General features: G+C 70.9%; 17 protein-coding genes. 10 read left to right on the top strand and 7 right to left on the bottom strand.

Annotated features, from left to right (window positions below):
- Nucleotides 1-202: 202 nt before the first annotated feature.
- The gene (locus tag ACIQWG_RS29710) at nucleotides 203-2,377 is read right to left on the bottom strand and encodes an MMPL family transporter (protein WP_404101243.1); all 2,175 of its coding nucleotides are present in this window, start codon (nucleotides 2,375-2,377) and stop codon (nucleotides 203-205) included.
- Between the two features lie 314 nt (nucleotides 2,378-2,691).
- Between ACIQWG_RS29710 and ACIQWG_RS29715 the strand changes: the two genes are divergently transcribed.
- Nucleotides 2,692-3,900, top strand: coding sequence for a sensor histidine kinase (locus ACIQWG_RS29715; RefSeq protein ID WP_404101245.1), 1,209 nt, complete (start codon nucleotides 2,692-2,694; stop codon nucleotides 3,898-3,900).
- Nucleotides 3,897-4,571 carry a response regulator gene (locus ACIQWG_RS29720; protein WP_404101247.1) on the top strand — a complete coding sequence of 225 codons (675 nt, stop codon included), beginning with the start codon at nucleotides 3,897-3,899 and terminating at the stop codon, nucleotides 4,569-4,571. The genes ACIQWG_RS29715 and ACIQWG_RS29720 overlap by 4 nt, the downstream gene beginning before the upstream one ends.
- Before the next feature lie 32 nt (nucleotides 4,572-4,603).
- Here ACIQWG_RS29720 and ACIQWG_RS29725 read toward each other — a convergent pair whose 3' ends face one another.
- On the bottom strand, nucleotides 4,604-5,077 hold the full coding sequence (locus ACIQWG_RS29725) for a LuxR C-terminal-related transcriptional regulator (RefSeq protein ID WP_404101249.1): 474 nt from the start codon (nucleotides 5,075-5,077) through the stop codon (nucleotides 4,604-4,606).
- A gap of 81 nt (nucleotides 5,078-5,158) precedes the next feature.
- On the bottom strand, nucleotides 5,159-5,764 hold the full coding sequence (locus ACIQWG_RS29730; RefSeq protein WP_404101251.1) for a TetR family transcriptional regulator: 606 nt from the start codon (nucleotides 5,762-5,764) through the stop codon (nucleotides 5,159-5,161).
- A gap of 109 nt (nucleotides 5,765-5,873) precedes the next feature.
- On the opposite strand from ACIQWG_RS29730, the gene ACIQWG_RS29735 reads away from it, so the two are divergent.
- Together ACIQWG_RS29735 and ACIQWG_RS29740 are read left to right on the top strand one after the other, a co-directional pair.
- On the top strand, nucleotides 5,874-6,521 hold the full coding sequence (locus ACIQWG_RS29735) for a hemerythrin domain-containing protein (RefSeq protein WP_404101253.1): 648 nt from the start codon (nucleotides 5,874-5,876) through the stop codon (nucleotides 6,519-6,521).
- On the top strand, nucleotides 6,518-7,204 hold the full coding sequence (locus ACIQWG_RS29740; RefSeq protein ID WP_404101254.1) for an SDR family oxidoreductase: 687 nt from the start codon (nucleotides 6,518-6,520) through the stop codon (nucleotides 7,202-7,204). Before ACIQWG_RS29735 ends, ACIQWG_RS29740 begins: the two co-directional genes overlap by 4 nt.
- Nucleotides 7,205-7,234: 30 nt before the next feature.
- Here the strand turns inward: ACIQWG_RS29740 and ACIQWG_RS29745 are convergent, their stop codons facing one another.
- Together ACIQWG_RS29745 and ACIQWG_RS29750 are read right to left on the bottom strand one after the other, a co-directional pair.
- On the bottom strand, nucleotides 7,235-7,471 hold the full coding sequence (locus ACIQWG_RS29745; RefSeq protein WP_404101255.1) for a hypothetical protein: 237 nt from the start codon (nucleotides 7,469-7,471) through the stop codon (nucleotides 7,235-7,237).
- Nucleotides 7,468-7,803 (bottom strand): BTAD domain-containing putative transcriptional regulator, encoded by a 336-nt coding sequence (locus ACIQWG_RS29750; protein ID WP_404101257.1) that lies wholly within the window; start codon nucleotides 7,801-7,803, stop codon nucleotides 7,468-7,470. Before ACIQWG_RS29750 ends, ACIQWG_RS29745 begins: the two co-directional genes overlap by 4 nt.
- Before the next feature lie 361 nt (nucleotides 7,804-8,164).
- On the opposite strand from ACIQWG_RS29750, the gene ACIQWG_RS29755 reads away from it, so the two are divergent.
- The 3 genes from ACIQWG_RS29755 (at nucleotide 8,165) to ACIQWG_RS29765 (ending at nucleotide 13,279) form a co-directional block, all read left to right on the top strand.
- The gene (locus ACIQWG_RS29755; RefSeq protein WP_404101258.1) at nucleotides 8,165-8,866 is read left to right on the top strand and encodes a hemerythrin domain-containing protein; all 702 of its coding nucleotides are present in this window, start codon (nucleotides 8,165-8,167) and stop codon (nucleotides 8,864-8,866) included.
- On the top strand, nucleotides 8,863-9,774 hold the full coding sequence (locus ACIQWG_RS29760) for a pyridoxamine 5'-phosphate oxidase family protein (RefSeq protein WP_404101260.1): 912 nt from the start codon (nucleotides 8,863-8,865) through the stop codon (nucleotides 9,772-9,774). Before ACIQWG_RS29755 ends, ACIQWG_RS29760 begins: the two co-directional genes overlap by 4 nt.
- A 112-nt stretch (nucleotides 9,775-9,886) precedes the next feature.
- A complete protein-coding gene (locus ACIQWG_RS29765) occupies nucleotides 9,887-13,279 on the top strand; it encodes a BTAD domain-containing putative transcriptional regulator (RefSeq protein ID WP_404101261.1) in 3,393 nt (1,130 codons plus the stop codon).
- Here the strand turns inward: ACIQWG_RS29765 and ACIQWG_RS29770 are convergent.
- Nucleotides 13,258-13,533: a hypothetical protein gene (locus ACIQWG_RS29770; protein ID WP_404101263.1), complete on the bottom strand. Its 276-nt coding sequence runs from the start codon at nucleotides 13,531-13,533 to the stop codon at nucleotides 13,258-13,260. The genes ACIQWG_RS29765 and ACIQWG_RS29770 overlap by 22 nt on opposite strands.
- Nucleotides 13,534-14,051: 518 nt before the next feature.
- Here ACIQWG_RS29770 and ACIQWG_RS29775 point away from each other — a divergent pair.
- From ACIQWG_RS29775 to ACIQWG_RS29785, 3 genes are all read left to right on the top strand, one after another.
- A complete protein-coding gene (locus tag ACIQWG_RS29775) occupies nucleotides 14,052-14,540 on the top strand; it encodes a GNAT family N-acetyltransferase (RefSeq protein ID WP_404101265.1) in 489 nt (162 codons plus the stop codon).
- A 561-nt stretch (nucleotides 14,541-15,101) separates the two neighbouring features.
- Complete coding sequence (locus tag ACIQWG_RS29780) at nucleotides 15,102-16,517, top strand: DEAD/DEAH box helicase (protein ID WP_404101267.1); 1,416 nt, start codon at nucleotides 15,102-15,104, stop codon at nucleotides 16,515-16,517.
- 206 nt (nucleotides 16,518-16,723) lie between these two features.
- Complete coding sequence (locus ACIQWG_RS29785; protein ID WP_404089104.1) at nucleotides 16,724-16,966, top strand: DUF5302 domain-containing protein; 243 nt, start codon at nucleotides 16,724-16,726, stop codon at nucleotides 16,964-16,966.
- 420 nt (nucleotides 16,967-17,386) lie between these two features.
- Here the strand turns inward: ACIQWG_RS29785 and ACIQWG_RS29790 are convergent, their stop codons facing one another.
- A complete protein-coding gene (locus ACIQWG_RS29790) occupies nucleotides 17,387-19,072 on the bottom strand; it encodes a ribonuclease J (RefSeq protein WP_404101268.1) in 1,686 nt (561 codons plus the stop codon).
- Between the last annotated feature and the right edge of the window lie 743 nt (nucleotides 19,073-19,815).

Raw genomic sequence — 19,815 nt, forward strand, 5'->3', positions numbered from 1 at the left:
GTGGGGTGGCTTGCATCACTGCCGGCGCACAGTCGGGACGGTGTGGACTGTCGGGGCACGACTCTGACGGGCTTCGACGGCTCATGTCAATACGTGCTCGATAGGTCGCAGTTCCGAGCAGGATCAAGCATCGAGGGGTGTTTGACGGAACGTCAGGAGGAGGGTGAGGCCGACCACCTCGCCCCGGTGGTCGGCCGTCACGTCAGTTGCTCCGGGAAGCGGGGGCGAGCGCGGGCGCGGGCGGAGGCGGGACGGTGGCGGCCTCCGCGCCTATGCGGGGCAGACGTCGGTCCAGCGGGCGGGGCACCCACCAGGCGGCACGCCCCAGCAGCGCCATGGCCGCGGGGACGAGCACCATCCGGACGACGGTGGCGTCGAGCACGACGGCCGTCGCCAGGCCCAGGCCCATCATCTTGACCAGGGGCGAGGGGCTGGCGACGAAGCTGAGGAAGACCACCGCCATGATCAGCGCCGCGGAGGTGATCACGCGGCCGGTGACCGACATGCCGCGGGCCACCGACTCGATGGGGTCGCCCGTGGCGTCGTACTCCTCGCGGACGCGTGAGAGCAGGAACACCTCGTAGTCCATGGACAGACCGAAGAGGACCGCGAAGAAGATCGTCGGCATGGGCGAGGCGATCGGCAGGGTCTCGTCGAGGTTGAACAGCCCGCTCAGCCAGCCCCATTGGAAGACGGCCACCACGACGCCGTATGCCGCGCCGATGGACAGCAGATTCATCACGGCGGCCTTCAGCGGTACCGCGACGGAGCGGAACACCAGCATCAGCAGCAGGAACGACACCACGAGGATCGCGGCGACGAACACCGGCAGGGTGTCGGAGAGTTGCCGGGTGAGGTCGTCGGTCATCGCGGTCAGGCCCGACACGGCGACATTGTCGGGGACGAGGTCGCGGACGCGTTCGAGGGTGTCGGAGGTCGCGGCGTCCGCGGGGGCGGTGGTGGGGATCGTCGGCAGTACGACGGTGTCCCGTGCCGCCGAGAACTGGGGCTCGCCGACCGACGCGATGCCGGGGTCGTCGGCGATGAGCCGGGACAACTCGGGGACACCCGCGGCGTCCACTCCGGGGCTGCGCAGGTCCCCTACGATCAGCAGCGGGGCGTTGAAGCCGGGTCCGAAGCCCTCCGCCAACAGGTCGTAGGCACGGCGGTGGGTGGTGTTGGCCGCGTCGTTGCCCGCGTCGGGGAAACCCGTCTCCATGCGCAGCGCCGGAACCGTCAGCGCCAGCAGCGCCGCGGACGCGGCGATCAGGTACGGCCACGGCCGGCCGGAGACATGGTGGGCGAACCTCCACCAGGCCGTCGTCTCGGGGCCCTCGTGCCCTTTCGTACGACGTGTGAAGAGGCGTCGGCGCCGCTGCTTGTGGATGCGGTCGCCCAGCAGGGACAGCAGCGCGGGCAGCAGCGTCAGGGCCGTCGCCGCGGCGAACAGAACGACCAGAGACGTACTCAGGCCGACCGAGGTCAGAAAGCCCAGGCCGGTCAGCGCGAGCGCGCTCATCGCCACGACGACGGTGCCGCCCGCGAACAGGACGGCCGCGCCCGACGAAGCCATGGCGTTCGACAGGGCGGTGGAGTTGTCCTGGCCGGCGGCGCGGTTCTCGCGGCAGCGGGCCACGATGAACAGGGCGTAGTCGATGCCGACCCCCAGGCCGATCATCGCGCCGATCGTGGGGGCGGCGGTGGACACGTCCATCGCATGCGCCAGCAGTACGACGCTGCCCAGGCCGGTGGCGACGGCGACCAGGGCGAGCGCGATCGGGACCAACGCGGCCACGATCGTGCCGAATGCCACGATCAGGATGACCAGTGCGGTCAGCAGGCCGGCCGCCTCCGCGCCGGACGTCGGCGTCTCGGCATTGATGAAGACGGCATCGCCGCCGAGTTCGGCGACGACACCGTCGCCGCGCACGGGTGCGATCGCGCCGCCCAGGGCGTCGATCTGCTCGGGATCCACCTCCATCGCCGGTATGTCGAAGGCGACTTGGGCGAAGCCGATCCGTCCGTCCGGCGAGACGGTCCCGGCGGTGAAGGGATCGGTGACCGTGGCGACGTGCTCCACGTCGGCGATCCTGGCGACCGCCGCCTCGATCGCCGGCCGGTGGCTGTCGATCCGCTTCCCTTCCGGCGCGGCGAAGACCGCCATGGCGCTGCCGCCGGACGCCTCCGGGAAGCGCTCCTCGAGCAGTTCCATCGCCTCCTCGCTCTGGCTTCCGGGAGCGACGAGGTCGTCGACGAACGAGCCGCCGGCCACCGCGGCCAGGGGCAGTATGAGGGCCAGGGCGGCAACCCAGGCGGCGATGGTCACCCACGGTCGGCGGGCGCTCGCGTCGCCGATGCGGCGCGTGAGTCGGTTCATGGCTGGGGCTCCTGTGGGACGGCCGCGGGCCGCGGCGGCACGGGTCGTGGGACGGTTGCCGACCGGCGGCACGTTCGGCGCGCGGAGGCAGGAGGATGAGCGGTTCCCATCGTGGGCGCCGGCCTCGGACCCGTCTCCCGCCACCAGGGGGGTCCGGCCTTCCCGCCCTGGGGTGGTCGTCTCCACCCGGGGACGGACGGCGGCATCCGTCCCCAGACGGGTGACGGTGCCTCGGAGCTGGAAATACGATGGCTTGCCCGGTGCGCTCCCCATCGCCTGCGCCAGGGCACTGGACGTCCCTTCATGGAGCGACGATGAACAGCACGGCGCCGCACACCGAGACGCCGGGCCGCGGCGTGCCGGGCAGGTTCCGCGGCCCGTTCACGCGTTGGCCTCGCAGCGCGGACGCCGTCCTGGCGACGGCGTTGTTCCTGCCGACGATGCTCCTGGAAGAGGGGCCGGGGGACACGCTGGTCGTCCGCCCGCTCTCGGAGATCCTCCATCCCGCGCTCCTGCTCTTCCTGGTGTCCGGGGCGGCGTTGTACCGGCGTCGGAGCAGGCCGGTACCGGTGCTGTGCGTGGTGCTCGCCGCGTGGGCCGCGACGCTGGGCAGCAGCCACTCCACCCTGGGCGGGATGGTGATCGTCGCGCTGTACAGCGTCGGGAGGCACGCCGAGGACAACCGGTGGGGCCCCGTCGGCGTCGTCGCCGCCATCGTCGCGCTCACGATCGACGGCATCCTCCTTGAAGTCCCCTGGGGGGACATCGGCTTCGGCGCGTTCGTCATGTCCGGGGCCTGGTACCTCGGCCGGCGCCTGCGGCTTCGGGCCGGTCGTGCCGCCCGGCTCCGCCAGGAGCAGGCCGCCGAGGCCCGGCGGATCGTGACCGAGGAGCGCACGCACATCGCCCGCGAGCTCCACGACGTGGTCGCCCACCGGGTGAGCATGATGACGGTGCAGGCCGGCGCGGCCCGCATGGTGGCGGCCGAGGACCCGCAGGGTGCCCTCGAGGCGATGGCCGCGGTGGAGGAGGCAGGGCGCCAGGCGCTGGACGAACTGCGGCACCTGCTGGGGGTGTTGCGGCCGGACGCCGGGCGCGACGGCCTGGGTCCCCAGCCGGGCCTGGCCGATCTGCCCCGCCTCGTGGCCGACGTCCGAGAGGCGGGGCTGGACGTCACGGTCTCGGGCGGCCTCCGGGATGCCGTCCCGGCCCGCGTGGACCTCTCCGCGTACCGCATCGTCCAGGAGGCCCTGACCAACGTGCTCAAGCACAGCGGACCGGGCACCCGCACCGAAGTGCGCCTGCGCGCGGAAAGCAACGGCATCACCATCGTGGTCCTGGACGACGGCCACGGCTCCGCCGTCGGCTCGGTGTCGACCGGTCACCACGGCCTGCCCGGCCACGGCATCGTCGGCATGCGGGAAAGAGCCCTGCTGCTCGGCGGAACCCTCGACGCGACTCCACGCCCCGGCGGAGGATTCCGGCTCACCGCCCATCTGCCCACCAAGGGAGAACCCACGTGAGCATCCGCGTCGTCGTCGCCGACGATCAGGCGCTGGTACGCCGGGGCTTCACCATGATCCTCCGGGTCCACCACGACATCGAGGTCGTCGCCGAGGCGGGCAACGGCATCGAGGCGGTCGAGGCGGCACACCGGCATCGCCCGGACGTGATCCTCATGGACATCCGCATGCCCGAAATGGACGGCCTCGAAGCGACCTCCCGGATCCTGAAGGAGGCCGACTGGGGGCCTCGGGTGCTGATCCTGACGACCTTCGACCCGGACGAGTACGTGTACAAGGCCCTGCGCTCCGGCGCCAGCGCCTTCGTACTCAAGGACATCCCACCCGAACAACTGGCCACCTCCGTACGCACCGTGGCCGAGGGCGGCACGCTGCTCGCCCCGTCCATCACGCGGCGCTTCATCGACCGGTTCGCGCAGCGCCGCGTCAACACCGTCGCGGCGGCCCGCCTGGAACGCCTCACCGGCCGCGAACGCGAGATCATGACCGCCGTCGCCCGGGGCGCGAGCAACGCGGAGATCGCCGAGCAGTTCGTCATCGGAGCCGCCACCGTCAAGTCACATGTGTCGAGCATCCTCACCAAACTCGGCCTGCGTGACCGGATCCAGATCGTGATCTTCGCCTACGAAAGCGGCCTCATCGAAGCGGGCGACCACGATGTCGGCCACTGACGACGCCCCGGGCCGCGCGGTGCGGCGGGGCTTCACAGCAGACCGAGGTCGCGGGCGCGCAGCGCCGCCTGGGTACGGTCGCGCAGGGCGAGGCGGGTCAGGATGTGGGAGACGTGGTTCTTGACCGTGCCCTCGCTGAGGTACAGCCGCGCGGCGATCTCCCGGTTGGTGTGACCCTGGGCCACCAGCCGCAGGATGTCCGTCTCGCGTGGGCTCAGGGGGACCGCGGGGGCCTGGGCCGGGCCGGGGGAGGACAGGGACGTGGTGAGGTGATGGGCGACCGACGAGTCGAGCTGGGTGACGCCCGCGTGCGCCAGGCGGACCGCGTGGGCGAGTTCCTCGGCCGGCAGGTCCTTGAGCAGGTAACCGTGGGCGCCGGCCCCCAACGCCTGCACGACGTACTCCTCGTCGTCGAACGTCGTCAGCATCACCACCCGGCACTCCGGGGCGCGGCTGCGCAGGACGGCCACCGCTTCGACGCCACCGGCCCGCAGCGCCGAGCACACCGCGATCCCGAACCGGGTATCCGTCTGAGGCGGAAGACGGCTTGACTCAAGCTCGCCGACGTAGCGCCGGTGGCGCCGCGATCAGCTGAAGAGGATCTGCCGCATGATCCGCGCGAGGTGTTCGGTGAGCTGGTCGGGCGGCATCGAAGCGAGGGGTTCGGTGCGGGCGATGTACCGGCCGAACGCCACCCCGATCATCTGCGCCCCCACGAGGGCCACGCGCGTGTCCAAGTCGTCGGGCGCCGTGGTCTCACCGGATGACAGGACCGACCGGTAGACGGCGATGCTGCGCTCCTGCATCGCGAACAGGAGGTCGGATGCGGCTCGTTGGTCGGATGCGCTGCGCAGCAGAGCGATGAGCGGGTCGTTGACGGCGTCGCTCTCCAGCCGCCGTACGAAGCCGTCGGCGATCCGCTCGGGCAGCGTCGCCGGGTCACCGGCCGCGACGCCCTCCAGGTCGCGATGGCCCGGCACCGCTGCGAGGAACAGCCGTTCCTTGGACGAGAAATGACGCGTGATCAGGCCATGGGTGACGCCGGCCCGGCGGGCGATCTCACGGAGGGTCGTACGGGCGTATCCGCGCTCGGCGAAGGTGTGGCGGGCCGCCTCGATGATGGCCGCCCGGTGTCCCTCGGGATCCCTCCGACGCCTGCGCGGCTGCTCGTCGGCCGACTCTGCGTCGCTCACGGCACCTCCTCCATGTGATCACTCTACGACGGCGAAGCACCTCGTCCGCCGGCACTGCTACGTTAGTATCCAATTGGATATTAACGATGAGGGGTGGAGCCGAGTGAGCATGCAGACATCCGAGGCGGCGGCGGTCGTCGAGACCCGCCTGCTGCACAAGATGCACAGGGCCGCGACGTCCCTGCTGGCAGAAGCCGCGCAGAGCGGTACCGCCCCCTCCGCCGCCCTGGAGGAGCTGCGCGACTTCCTCGTCGCCGCGCTGCGGCACCACCACGAGAGCGAAGACGACGTGCTCTGGCCGCAGTTGACCGCCGCGGACCCCTCGGCCGCCACCGGGCTGGCCGAGCTCGCGGCGGAGCACGACGCCCTGGACGCGGCGCTCGACGCGCTGGCCGCCGCCCCCGTGCAGGACGTCGACGACCGGGCGACGCTGACCGCCGCGGCGGTGGCCGTACGCGACCTGGTGCACAGGCACCTCGACCATGAGGAGCCGGTCCTCTTCCCGGCACTGACGGCGCACATGTCCGACGAGGCGTGGGCCCGGTTCTCCGGCGAGGTCATCGCCTCGGCCCCGCCCCTGGGCGCCCACCTCAACATCGGCTTCTTCGAGCAGGTCGGCACCCCCGACGAACTCGCGGTGGTCACAGCCAACTTCCCGGAGGCCGCCCTGCCCCTCGTCCCGGCCATGCGCGAGCAGGCGCGGGCCACTCTCGGCAGCCTCCGGGCCACCGGCGAGCAAAGGACAGCCACAGCATGACCAGCACACTCATCGTCGGAGGCAGCGGCGGACTGGGCAGCGTCATCGCCGAGCACTTCGCGAGCCGCGGTGACGACGTCATCATCACCAGCAGGGACAAGGCACGCGCCGAGACCGTTGCCGCCCGGATCGGCGGCGGCACGCGCGGGCTGGCCCTCGACCTCGCCCGGCCCGAGACGATCAGCGCCTCGCTCGCGGAGGTGACGGAGGTCGACCACCTCGTGATCACCGCTGTCGGCCAAGCGGCCAACACATTGGCGCAGTTCAGCATCACGGACGCGGTCTCCGCCGTGACCATGAAACTCGTCGGCTACGCGGAGACCGTCCGCGTGTTGCGCGAGAGGTTCACCCCGGGCGCGTCAGTCGTGCTCTTCGGCGGGCTGGCCAAGGAGCGCCCGTACCCCGGCTCGACGATCGTCAGCACCTTCAACGCCGGGATCACCGGCCTGGTCAGGACGCTGGCCGTGGAAATCGCCCCGCACCGTGTCAACGCCGTGCACCCGGGCCTGATCGGCGACAGCCCCAAGTGGCGCGACGTCCCCGACCCACCGCACTCCGACCGGACACCGATCGGGCGGCTGGTGACCATGGCCGAGATCGCCGACGCCACCGACTTCCTGCTCCGCAACACCGGTATCAACGCGCACGACCTGCACATGGATGGCGGCCTGCTCGCCACCTGACGTCCTGGTGCTGCCCGAGTACTGCGCTGTTCAGCCGGCGGCGCGTCGGCGGGCTGGCCCGTGGCTGGTCTCCTCGGCCGCGATGGCGTCGAGCGCCCGGGCGAACTCGGCGAGAGGAAGGTCCCCGAGGTTCGCCAGGACGACCCGGCGCACGCTTTCCAGGTGCGCCGGCCACGCGCCCTGGATGCGCTCCAGACCGGCGTCGGTCAGGACGGCCGCCTGCCCGCGGCCGTCACCGGGTGCCTTCGAAGCTGATCGACGGATCATGAGGCTGAGCGGGGCGCTGCTACCCGGGGTGGCGGCGTCCCGCGCTGAACCGTGTCCTCCGAGGCCGCCCAGGACTCGTCCGCGTGCTCCGCGAAGGCGGGGCCCTGCCACCACCCGAGGGCCTCGGTGAGCAGCGCGCGGACGTCCTCCGCCGGGGCGTGGCGGGCCCGGCCCACCGCGCCCTCGAAGCGCCAGGCGTCCACGGCGTCCCGGGGCAGCCGCAGGGCGTAGCCGGGCGGCGCGGTGACCAGGAGGGTCGCCGGGGTGCGGGGCGGCCGCCCGGGTTCGAGCGAGCGGCGCAGGTTGGAGATGTAGGTATGCAGGGGACACAAGGGCCTTGGCCGGCGGTTCCCCGCGCCACAGCGCGTCCGTCATCCGGTCCACCGGCACGACACCGCCACGGGCCGCCGTCACCAACGACAGAACGGCCCGCTGCCGGGGCGTGCCCAGGTCTACCGGTTCGCCCCAGACCTCGGCGCCCAGTGAACCCAGGACTCGCATACGCAGCACATCGTGGGAATCAACCCGTTTGGTGATGTCGTCCTGTGAACCGACGACAGTCACGGGCGCGCGAGCAGAGCCGAGCAGTGCGACGGGCGCCAAGTGGATGCCAAGTCGGCGCCAAGCGGTTTCCAAGTGGTGGACCGACCCTGGGAGCCTGTTGCCGGCACCTGATCGTTGGAGCTTTTGAGCGTGTCCCCTGGCTTTACGACGGACGAACTTCCCCCGGCCGAGCGGCCGTACACCCACGAAATGGTCGTGGTCCACCGTGTCTTCCGCCGCGAGTCGGCGCTTCTCCCTCGGTTGGTGCGCGCGGTGCCCGACGGCGGGACGGCCCGCGCGGCGCAGGTCGCGGAGCATCTGCGCACGTACGTGGACGGTCTGCACCATCACCACGCCCTGGAGGACGAGCTGGTCTGGCCACTCCTGCACGCCCGTGCCGTGCAGGACGACGAACTGGTCTCCCGGATGGAGGAGCAGCACCGGCGCATAGACGAGAGTCTCCAGGCGGTCGCGGAGTGGACGCCCGTCTGGGAGCGGGCGGCGGACCGTATCGCCGGGGAGGAACTGGCCCTGGCACTGGACGCGCACCGTGCTGCCCTGCTCGAACACCTCGACGACGAGGAGCGGTTGGTCCTTCCGCTGGTCGCCGAACACCTCACCGTCGCGGAATGGGACCTGGTCGGCACGCGCGGTCTGGAGCAGGTGCCGAAGAACCAGCTCTTCCTCGCCCTCGGCGCCCTCCTGGAGGAGGCCACGCCTGAGGAGCGGGCCTACTTCCTCGGCAAGGCCCCTCTCGTCGGCCGGGTGCTGTGGAGGGTCGTCGGCAGGCGCCAGTACGCCGCCGCCTGCCGGGCGATCCGCGGCCCGCTGGACGGGGGGCCGAACGCGTGAGCCCGCTCGACTCCGCCCCGCTCGACGTCCTGGACGCCTACCGGACCTGCGAGTTCGTGACACTCGGCAAGGACGGCACGCCACTGGTCTGGCCGACGGCCGTGTGGCGCCGCCCGGACGGGACGCTACTGCTGTCCACGTCCGTGGCGTTCGCGCAGAAGGCGCTGAACATCCGCCGGGACGGCCGGGTCGCCCTGCTCTTCTCCGACCCCACCGGCAGCGGCCTGGAGCAGGCCCCGGAGATCTTCGTCGGGGGCCGCGCCGAGTGCCCCGACGAGATCAGCACCGGTCCGCAGGGCGCCGAGGACTACTGGCGGATGCTCTTCGAGCGGCAGCCGCACAGCAAGGCGTACGTCTCGTTCCCGCTGCGCCGCACGATGGCCTGGTACTACCTGCGGTTGCTGATCACCGTCACCCCCGAGCGGGTGATCGTACGAGAGCCTCCCGCGCCCCTCGCCGAGCCACCCCGCCCGAGCACACTCCCGGGAGCCGTACAGCTGGCCCGCCACCCGAGTGCGGTGCTCGCCGCCCGGGACGCCTCCGGAGCGCCGGTGCTCGCCCGTACCCGGCCCCTGCCCGCGGACGGCGGCTTCGAGGTCGGCGTCCCCGAGGACTGCACCGCCGTCCCCGGCCCGGCCTCCCTGCTGGTGCACCGGCACGACGAGAAGCTCAACCACATGCACAACGCTTTGGTGCGCGGCGAGTTGAGAAGGTCCGGCACCACCTGGCTGCTGCTTCCCGAGCGGGTCGTGGAACCCATGGGCACCGGACGCCCGAGCGACGCGTGGCGGGTGCTGCGCCGTACGAACCGGGCCACGGCCCGCTATCTGGAGCGGCGCGGCATCTCCCGGCCACCGGTCCAGTGGGCGGAGTTCAGGAACCTGGTGGCCGAGGTCAAGGGCCGCTGACACGCACCGGCCCGGCGATGTGCGCGAGACGGTGTCCGGGAGGAAGTCCACGTGCGGGACATGGGCGGGCCGGTTCGGTCAACTGCCTCACCTGTCCTAGGGTCGCCACACCATGGTCAAGATATGCGTGCTCGGCCCCCTGCGGGTCGAGGTCGAGGGGCAGGCGGCGAGCTTCGGCAGCCGTCTGACGCGTGCGATCCTCGCCCAACTGCTGATCGCACGCGGGGCGTATGTGCCGGTGGACCGGCTCGTGCAACAACTGTGGCAGGAGACCCCGCCGCCGAGCGCTCACGCTTCCCTCCAGGGCTATGTCGCGAAGCTGCGCCGAGTCCTGGAACCCGACCGCCCGCCACGGGCGCCCGCACGCTTGCTGGCCAGTGCGCCGTACGGCTATGCGCTGCGGCTGTCACCGGACCAGCACTTCGTGGACGCCCGGCACTTCGAAGGCGAGCTGGCGGCCTGCCTCGCGCTTGCACCGGGGCATGACGCCGAGGGGGCTCACCGGTTGAAGGCGGCGATGAACCTCTGGTCCGGAACGGCCTACGCCGAGTTCGCCGATGAACCGTGGGCGGCGGACGAGAGCACGCGCTTGGAGGAGCTCCGGCATGCCGGGCGCGAAGCTCTCGCTACTGCCCACCTGAACAGCGGCGCCCTGCACGAGGCAGTCGCGGAAGCCGACACGCTCACCCGCGAGCAGCCGCTGCGCGAGGAGGGCTGGCGCCTGTTGGCTCTCGCTCTGTGGGCGAACGGCCGTCAGGGTGACGCCTTGGCGGCGCTGCGGCGGGCCAGGGACGGTCTGCGGAACGAGCTGGGTGTCGACCCGGGCCCCCAACTCGTCGAACTGGAAGAGGCCGTACTCCAGCAGCGATGGGACGTCCTGCATCGCTCCACGCGTGTGGCCGTCACCGACCCCCCGCCGCAGGAGAGGGCGTCTTCGCAGCCGACCTCACCAAAACCAACTCAAGTTGCGCCCGTGGCCGCCGCCGAACTCCTGGGCCGGGACACCGAGCTGACCGAGCTGGCGTCCGCGGCAGCCCGGGTACGTCAGGGTCGGGGGCAGGTCGTCCTGCTCTCCGGCGAAGCGGGCATCGGCAAGTCCAGCCTGCTCGACCACCTGGAGAGCCACCTCCCCGAACAGGGGTGGCTGGTCGCCCGCGGACAATGCCCGGAAACCGACGGGGTACCTCCCGGCTGGGCCTGGTTCGACGTCTTCGGCACGCTCGCCGCCGCAGCCCCGCCCTCCGGTGACCTCGCCGCGGTGCCGCCGGTCGAGGCCACGGACGCCCCCGACGCGTGGGCGGCCACGGACGGCAACCCGGCCCAACGGTTCCGCCTGCACCGGGCTCTGCTGTCCTGGCTCCGGGACATCGCCGCCCAGCGCCCCCTGGCCCTCCTCCTGGACGACCTGCACCGAGCGGACGAGGAAAGCCTCGAACTGTTCCTGCTGTGCGCCGAGCAACTGCGCACGGCCCCCCTGCTTCTGGTCGCCGCCTACCGTCCCGACGAAGGCGACATGACCAAGGCGCTCGGCCGCCTGGCGCGTTGCTCCCCGATCCGTCTCGCACTGAACGGGCTGACCGCACCCCAGGCGCGACAGCTGGTGCAGCAGGTCTGCCCTGTCGCGGTGAGCGACCAGGCAGCCGTCGCCCTCGCCGAGCGCACCGGCGGCAATCCGTTCTACCTGCGCGAGAGCGCCCTGCTGCTGGCCGAGGAGGGGGAACGGGAGGCTCTCGCCCGGGTTCCGCAAGGCATTCTCGACACCTTGCGGCGCCGTTTCGCGCGCTACGAGCCGGCCGATCTCGCGGTGCTGCGGCTCATGGCGGTGGCCGGACGACAGACGACGGTGGATCTGCTGGTCGCCGCGGCCGACGTGGACGAGGAGCGGGTTCTCGATGCTCTGGACACCGGCGTCGCCGCCGGACTGGTCGTCGAACCCGGACCCGGCCAGGTCAGGTTCTCCCACGCGCTGGTCCGCGACGCCTTGGAAGCCGACCTGACCGAAGTGCGTCGAGCTCGCCTTCATTCCAGGCTGGGCCACTGCCTGTTGAAGCTCGGGTCCCGCGATGTGGCAGCGGTCGCTCATCACTTCCTCCGGTCCTGCGACGTTCTGGCCGCCGACGCGCCGCTCGCGGTGGAATACGCCCGCAGAGCCTCGGAACAGGCGGTCCAGCGCTACGCGCCGCACGTGGGCGAAGCCCTGCTGAACAGGGCTCTGGAGTGCCTGGAGCGACACCCCGCGGCCTTCGCCACGACGGACGCCCCGGCCCTGGAGGTGACGCTGCTCGGCCGTCTCGTCCACATCCGGGTCCGGCTCGGCGCGATGCTCGGTGCGCAGCAGGCCCTCAGCCGGGCGGTGGAGCTGGCGCGCAGCCACGGGCGCGACGACCTGATGGTCGCTGCGTACAGCTCATGGACCGAGCCCACCCCGTGGTACTCACGCGGCTACGGAATCACCGACGCGGTTGCCGTCGCGGACCTGACCAGGCTGCTGGACCGCGCCGACCTGGAACCGCGCCAGCGGTGCCTGTTGCTGGACAGGCTCGCCTGCGCCCACGACCTCGCGGACGTCCGTGCCGAGGAGCCGGCGCGCGCGGCCGTGGCGCTCGCCCGCAGCCTGGGTGAACCGCGTCTGGTCGCCCTGTCGATCACCTCGCTCCTGAAGATCGTCGACTTTCTGCAAGGCCCGGACGCGGTGCTGACGCTGAACCGGGAACTCGCCGTGCTCGCCGAGGCCGACGACATGCCGGAGTACGCGTGGATCGCGGAGTACACGGCCGCCCGCGTGGCCGCGGTCCGCAACGACCTGCCCGCCCTCAACCGCCATCTCGACCTGGCCGATGAACTGGCGCGAAGCCATGAGCTGGCCGGCACGAACGCCCTCGGCCTGCTGCGACACCCGATGCTCGCCATGGCCGAGGGTCGCTTCCAGGAGGCAGAGCAGGCCCTGCTGAAGGCCGTGGACGTGTTGCGCGAGCAAGGAATGGTGAATCTGGAGGGTCTGGTAGCCCTGGCCCTCGGCTGCATGCGGCAACAGCAGGGCCGGCTCGCCGACATCGCTCCCGCGGTACTGGCCGTGTACCAGCAGATCCGTCCCGCAGGCGAGGCTCTCGCGGTCCTCGCCCTGCTAGCCGTCGGCGACGCGGAAGGCGCCCGAGAGGTCCACGCCGAGCGCATCCCCCTCCGGCGCGATTTCTCCTTCTCCCTCCAGGCGACGCTGAGGGCCGTCGCCGTCGTCGCCCTCGACGACCGTGCCGAGGCCGCCGAGCTGTATCCGACGCTGCTGCCCTTCCGGGACGAAGTGGCCGGGGCCGCCAGCCTCTCCATCGCTCTGCGGCCCGTGGCACAGTCCCTCGGGGAACTCGCGGTGCTCCTCGGCCACTGGCAGGAGGCCCGGGAACACTTCATACGGGCCGAGCGCGTGGCCAACCAGTGGAACTCCCGGCACTGGGCCGACGCCGCCCGCGCTTCCCTGACCGGGCTGCCTCAGCTGTGCGGGGAGCCGTAGGCGCGGAACGGCGCCACACCCGCCCCGATCCGAAGCCTGAGGGGTTCTGCGAAGACGGTCCTGGTGCCCGCCTGCACGGTGGACAGATCGTCACGCACGAGACGGCGGCCTCGCACGTACCGGCGCCGCCGGACCAGCCTCCAGGCGGGGCGGACGACCGCCGGGACCCGGGCGAGGACGGTCAGATGATCCTCGACCAGCGGGAGCACCAGCTTCTCCTTGGATGTGCTGTCGGTCTTCGTCTTTGCGGACACGTGAACCTCTCCGGTAACGCACGGCGTAGCACTGGCAACGCCAGATGCTGCGCTCCCGCGGTTGGAGCCGACTTGGCATCGGGTGGCAGCCACGGTGACCTCGTCGGACCCAGGTAGGAGAAGTAGGGCTTTGGCCTTGTACTCGCGAGGGATGGCAGGGCATGCCAACGTGGGCCTCCACCACGCAGTGGCACGTGAAGCCCGATGCAGAGGACACTTTCATTTGCTAGTGCAAAGTCCGACGTCTCCTGGTGCGGCTCACGAGGCCAGCCTGAAGTCGTCCTGCACAGGCCGGCCCTCGCTGCGGCAGCCCAGGGGAAGCAGCGGTTGACCACCCCGTTATCCAGCTCCTCCGCAGCGGTTCGGGCGTCCCAGTCGCTGTCGGCGGCGGTCGATGCGGTGGCAGTGACATGGTCGATCGGGGCCTGGGCAGACGGTTCCCGGGAGCGGTGCAGGAATCCTGCCCGAGCAGCCGACCCGCCGCACGAAGGCACTCCTCGCTGCGAAATACTCTCCCGATGAATTCACGCACTTCCCCGATCAGTCAGCCGGTCACGATACGGCGGGCCGTCGCGCGGGATGCCAAACGGCTCACGCGGCTCGTGCGTGGCTCAGGGGCCTACGAGGGTAAGTACGCAGCGGCAGTCGCGGGCTACCGGGTCGGTCCGGATTACATCGAGGCCCACCGCACCTTTGTGGCCGTCGGCGCCGACGAGCACGAAGGCCGGGTCCTCGGGTTCTACTCGCTCGTCCTCGCTCCACCGGAGCTCGACCTGCTGTTCGTCGCCGACGACGTGCAAGGACGGGGTATTGGACGGCTGCTCGTCGCGCACATGCAGTCCGAGGCCCGTGCCGCCGGGATCGACCGTGTCAAGGTCGTGTCGCATCTTCCCGCCGAGGACTTCTACCACCGCGCAGGTGCAGTGCGGATCGGGACCGCGCTCGCGAACCCACCCGCCGTGCCGTGGGACCGTCCCGAATTCGAGTTTCGCATTCCTTCGGAATGACGCGGTGTGCCGGTTGGCGGGGCCCCGGCTTCGACCGTGTGGTGGCCGGCATGCAGGAGCCGCTGGACGCCGCGCGCTCCGTGTGTGTGGTCTCCTCTGCCCTGGCGCCGTGATCGCCTGCGTCAGCGGTCTGCCGCGATGCCCTCGCCGGGCTGCTCTTCCAGGGCTCGCAGAAGTAGTTCCTGGACCGTCCCACGGGTGGTGACCTCGCCCAGTGACGCGAGCATCAGCCGATAGTCCGGGAACTCCTCGGGCGGTAAACGGCAATGCCGGTCTTCCCGGTCGGCCACGGGAGCCAGATCCCGTGCTCGATGCGTGGCTCGACAGCTCTCCTGTGGGGTGGGGCCGTTCTTCAAGGGGAACGGTTGTTCCAGGCCGACCCGCTGCCGGCACCCGCAGACAGGGGCAATCGGTATCAGCGGCGCGAGGTCATGCCGTGCTAGTCTCACGCGTTTGCGTGGTCGTCGCGGTGGGCGATTCTGTCTGTTCCGTTCGGCCTGTGCGTGGGCTGTTCAAACCTGCCGGGCCTTCCTCGGTACGTTCCCTTGCGGAAGGCTGTTCATGAAGCATCCCCATGACTCCGGCATCGCTCACGGCAGTCCCGCCCAGCCTGGGACAACGACTCCGGCGCTGCTCCCGGCCGTCACCTTCGCCGGTCTGGAACTGCCGACGGAGGTGCTGCGGACACTGAGCGAACTCGGGGTGCGCGAACCCTTTCCGATCCAGGCAGCCACACTGCCCGATGCCCTGGAGGGGCGCGACATCCTGGGACGCGGGCGCACCGGATCAGGTAAGACGCTCGCCTTCGGCCTGCCGCTACTCGCACGGACGGCCGGGCGGCGCGCGGAACCGAAGCAGCCCCTTGCTCTGATCCTGGTGCCTACCCGGGAGCTGGCCCAACAGGTCACCCAGGCGCTGGCGCCGTACGCCGAGGCACTGCGGCTGCGGATCGCCGCGGTCGTCGGCGGAACGTCGATCGGTCGGCAGGTCGCCGCGCTGCGCCAGGGAGCCGAGGTGGTCGTCGCCACCCCCGGACGCCTGCACGACCTGATCGAGCGCAATGCCTGCCGCCTGGGACGGGTGAGGATCACCGTGCTGGACGAGGCCGACCAGATGTGCGACTTGGGATTCCTGCCGCAGGTTGCCGACGTGCTCGACCAGGTGCACCCCGACGGTCAGCGGATGCTCTTCTCGGCCACTCTCGACCGCGACGTCGATCAACTGGTCCGCCGCTACCTCCACGACCCCGTCGTCCACTCGGTCGACCCGGCCGCGGGCACAGTCACGACGATGGAGCACCACGTTCTGGTCGTCCACGGCCCTGACCGCTACGCCGTCATCACGGAAATCGCCGCCCGCGACGGCCGCGTACTGCTGTTCCTCGACACCAAGCACGCCGTCGACCAGCTCACCCGGCATCTGCGGGCCAGCGGGGTGCACGCCGGGGCCCTGCACAGCGGCAAGTCCCAGCCACAGCGCACACGGACCCTGGCGCAGTTCAAGAACAGCCAGATCACCGTTCTGGTGGCGACCAATGTCGCGGCCCGTGGCCTGCACGTCGACGACCTCGATCTCGTGGTCAACGTCGACCCGCCCACCGATGCCAAGGACTATGTGCACCGGGCGGGCCGCACCGCCCGCGCCGGTGAGTCCGGCAGCGTGGTCACGCTCGTGCTGGCGGGCCAGCGCCGTGAGACGAGCCGCATGATGGCCGAGGCCGGCATCGAGCCGACCGTCACCAAGGTGCGCTCGGGCGAGGCGGAGCTGAGCCGGATCACCGGCGCCAAGACTCCCTCCGGGATCCCGCTCGAGGGCGCGCCCGCCGTCCCCCGACCCAAGAACACCAACGCTCCCTTCCGCGGCCTCGGCACCAGCAAGGGCACCTCCCGCGGCGCCGGCGGCAAGTCCCGAAAGGCGGGCGAGGCCCGCAAGCTCGCCGAGGCCCGCAGGGCCGCCCTCGTGCGTCGCACCGGCTGAGAGTCGTTGCCCTGGCAGCCTGGCCACGGGATCGACGACCCTCGGCCCGGCCCGAAGCCGTCCTGTGTGCCTCACCCACGAAGTCAACGCCTTTGGCCGCGAGAGGGATGCCCGCCGAAACGGAGCAGGATGATGTTGCCGGCGCCTCGAACTGCGCCCAGCATGACAAGCTGTGCTTGCCCACCCCCCGAACCCAGGAGGTCACCATGACCGCAGAGCCCGTATCTACGGAAGGTTCGGAGCCGGCTGCCCCCGAGACGTCCCCTCTGGAGCCGGACAGCGACGGCAACTACGACCTCAAGCGCAAGTTCCGTGAAGCCCTCGCGCGCAAGCGCGGTGCGCAGGCGGATGCCGCTGCTGTTGCCGCCAAGTCCGGTGCGTCGAAGGTGCGTTCGGCGCACGGCCCGGCTGCGAGCCAGCGGTCGTTCAGGCGCAAGAGCGGCGGCTGAGTCGATGAGTCCCGCGATCTGACCGCTTCATCGGCACTTGCGCTATCGACTCACGCATCCCGTGCTGTGGCCCGCGACGTGCGCATGCCCGTGCGCGCGTCGCGGGCGGGGCGTAGCCGGAGGACTCGCCTGAGCCCTCGCGTGCCCCTGTACCGCTGTGAAAATCGACTGCGGCCGTCCGGGGTGACGGTAGGCATCCGCGTGGCAAGGACATTCGTTCCCCGTCCTGCTGCGGCTGAACGACGGACGGACGGTCGCCCGCAACACCGACTCCCTCGCGAACCTGCCGGCCGCCCGCGGCGAGGCGATCCGCCTCGCCGCGGGCGCCCGGCGGCTTCGCCACCGTCCGGTCCGGGCGTGCCCGACCCCGATGCTCGCGGGGCGGCCACCTGAACCGCGGACGCGCGGCCGGGCCGCGGCTCAGGCGTCGATGATGACGGGGATGATGAGGGGCCTGCGGCGGTGGGTGCGGAACGCCCAGTTCGCCACGGCGCGGGCGACGAGTTGTTCGAGTTGGCGGGCGTCCCCGACGCCTTCCTCAGCTGCGGTGGCCAGGGTCTTCTCGATGACGGGGATGACCGGCTCGAAGGTGTCGTCGTCGTGGACGAAGCCCCGGGCCAGGAAGTCGGGGGCCTCGGCGAGGGCGCCGGTGTCCGCGTCGACGATCGCCACCACCGTGACCACGCCTTCGGCGGCGAGGGTGAGGCGGTCCTTGAGGGACGCTTCGGTCGCGCCGCCGACCTCCATGCCGTCCACGTAGACGTTGCCGGCGGGGACCTTGCCGGTGATGGATGCGCGTCCGTCGATCAGGTCGACGACGACGCCGTCCTCGGCGATGACGACCCGGTCGGGGTCGACACCGGTACGGATGGCGAGGTCGGCGTTGGCCCGCAGGTGGCGCCATTCGCCGTGCACGGGCATGACGTTGCGGGGTTTGACGATGTTGTAGCAGTAGACGAGTTCGCCGGCGCTGGCGTGTCCGGAGACGTGCACCTTGGCGTTGCCCTTGTGGACCACGTGGGCGCCCCAGCGGGTGAGTCCGTTGATCACCCGGTAGATGGCGTTCTCGTTGCCGGGGATGAGGGAGCTGGCGAGCAGGACGGTGTCGTCCTTGCCGATGCGGATCATGTGGTCGCGGTTGGCCATCCGTGACAGCGCGGCCATCGGTTCGCCCTGGGAGCCGGTGCACACCAGAGCGATCTTGTGATCCGGAAGCTTCTCCAACTCCTTCGTGTTCACGACCAGACCGGAGGGGACCTTCAGATAGCCCAGGTCACGGGCGATGCCCATGTTGCGGACCATCGACCGGCCGACGAAGGCGACCTTACGGCCGTGCTGGTGGGCGGCGTCCAGGACCTGCTGGATGCGGTGCACGTGGCTGGCGAAGCTGGAGACGATGACCCGGCGCGGCGCGGTGCGCATCACCTGCTCGATCGCCGGGTTCAGCTCTCGCTCGGAGGTGGTGAAGCCGGGCACTTCGGCGTTGGTGGAGTCGGTGAGGAACAGGTCCACGCCCTCCTCGCCGAGGCGGGCGAAGGCGCGCAGATCGGTGATGCGGTCGTCGAGAGGGAACTGGTCCATCTTGAAGTCGCCAGTGTGCAGCACCATCCCGGCCCGGGTGCGGATCGCGACCGCGAGGCTGTCGGGGATGGAGTGGTTGACCGCCACGAACTCGCAGTCGAAGGGCCCGAAGCCACGCCGGTCGCCCTCCCGCACCCGCACCGTGCGCGGCCGGATGCCGTGTTCCTTGAGCTTGGCCTCCAGGAACGCCAGCGTCAGCTTGGAGCCGACGACGGGAATGTCGGACCGCTCGCGCAGCAGGTACGGTACGCCGCCGATGTGGTCCTCGTGGCCGTGGGTGAGGACCACGGCCACGATGTCGTCCAGCCGGTCGCGGATCGAGGTGAAGTCCGGCAGGATCACGTCCACGCCGGGCTGGGTCTCCTCGGGGAACAGTACGCCGCAGTCGACGATGAGCAGCTTGCCCGCGTGCTCGAAGACGGTCATGTTGCGGCCGATCTCACCCAGGCCGCCCAGGGCGATGACCCGCAGCCCTCCTTCAGGAAGGGGCGGGGCGGCTTTCAGCTCGGGGTGCGGATGACTCATACCCTGACGGTACCCGGAGAGCGGGACAGGGTGATCCACTGCCTGTGCGATGTCCTTGTCCCGACGGGGCGGGGCACCCGCAGCGTGCCTCGGCACGAGCGGATCACGCCGGCGACCGGGGACAGGGAGCGGTGAAAGCGGTACCACCTTCCGTGGCCGAACCGTTCGCCCGGTGCTGGACAAGATCTCGTGCACCCTGTCGTGTTTTCCGACGTGCGCTGCCTCCCGGCGGGCCTCGGCACTGGTCCACTCGCAGTAGTCGACACTCGGGTGTCTTCGGCGCTCAGGAGCAAGTGGGCTGAGAGGGCCCGAGGCAGCTTCCTTCGCCGGGCAGGCAGACGGCGGTGTCACAGAGGCGCTTGCCGCCCCCGCCCGCCATGCAGGAAGCCGATGTGGTGCCCCATCGAACTCGACGACGAGGTCACGCGGGGGTGGCTCGTCCCTGGTCTCGAGCCGGTTCCGGGAAGTCGAAGGTGACGTCGTGTGGGGAGGGGCCGGTCACGCATGACCGGTGGGGCCCACCTGGAGAACAGTCGGCGGCGGGGAGAGGTCATGCCTCGCCGCAGCCTTGTGCAGAGGAAGGGCGCGAAACTGCTTGATCACCATCGGCTGAGCCTCACGGGCGACCCAGCCCTTCGTTCCGTGCGGGATGCTGGCGCGTTTTCGCTAGCGGCTTCCGTCATGCCGTTATAGCGTTGTGATCAGCAGTCGTGGTTCCGAAGTTCCGTTCGCCCGTGATCGCC

Origin of the sequence: Streptomyces sp. NPDC098781 (genome assembly GCF_044759995.1) — a bacterium.
In the GTDB taxonomy this organism is placed as follows: domain Bacteria; phylum Actinomycetota; class Actinomycetes; order Streptomycetales; family Streptomycetaceae; genus Streptomyces.

What these genes read in the sequence shown, in the direction of transcription:
- ACIQWG_RS29710 (WP_404101243.1), bottom strand. Translation starts at nt 2,377, where the DNA reads ATGAACCGACTCACGCGCCGCATCGGCGACGCGAGCGCCCGCCGACCG.
- ACIQWG_RS29715 (WP_404101245.1), top strand. Translation starts at nt 2,692, where the DNA reads ATGAACAGCACGGCGCCGCACACCGAGACGCCGGGCCGCGGCGTGCCG.
- ACIQWG_RS29735 (WP_404101253.1), top strand. Translation starts at nt 5,874, where the DNA reads ATGCAGACATCCGAGGCGGCGGCGGTCGTCGAGACCCGCCTGCTGCAC.
- ACIQWG_RS29740 (WP_404101254.1), top strand. Translation starts at nt 6,518, where the DNA reads ATGACCAGCACACTCATCGTCGGAGGCAGCGGCGGACTGGGCAGCGTC.
- ACIQWG_RS29745 (WP_404101255.1), bottom strand. Translation starts at nt 7,471, where the DNA reads ATGATCCGTCGATCAGCTTCGAAGGCACCCGGTGACGGCCGCGGGCAG.
- ACIQWG_RS29765 (WP_404101261.1), top strand. Translation starts at nt 9,887, where the DNA reads ATGGTCAAGATATGCGTGCTCGGCCCCCTGCGGGTCGAGGTCGAGGGG.
- ACIQWG_RS29775 (WP_404101265.1), top strand. Translation starts at nt 14,052, where the DNA reads ATGAATTCACGCACTTCCCCGATCAGTCAGCCGGTCACGATACGGCGG.
- ACIQWG_RS29780 (WP_404101267.1), top strand. Translation starts at nt 15,102, where the DNA reads ATGAAGCATCCCCATGACTCCGGCATCGCTCACGGCAGTCCCGCCCAG.
- ACIQWG_RS29785 (WP_404089104.1), top strand. Translation starts at nt 16,724, where the DNA reads ATGACCGCAGAGCCCGTATCTACGGAAGGTTCGGAGCCGGCTGCCCCC.
- ACIQWG_RS29790 (WP_404101268.1), bottom strand. Translation starts at nt 19,072, where the DNA reads ATGAGTCATCCGCACCCCGAGCTGAAAGCCGCCCCGCCCCTTCCTGAA.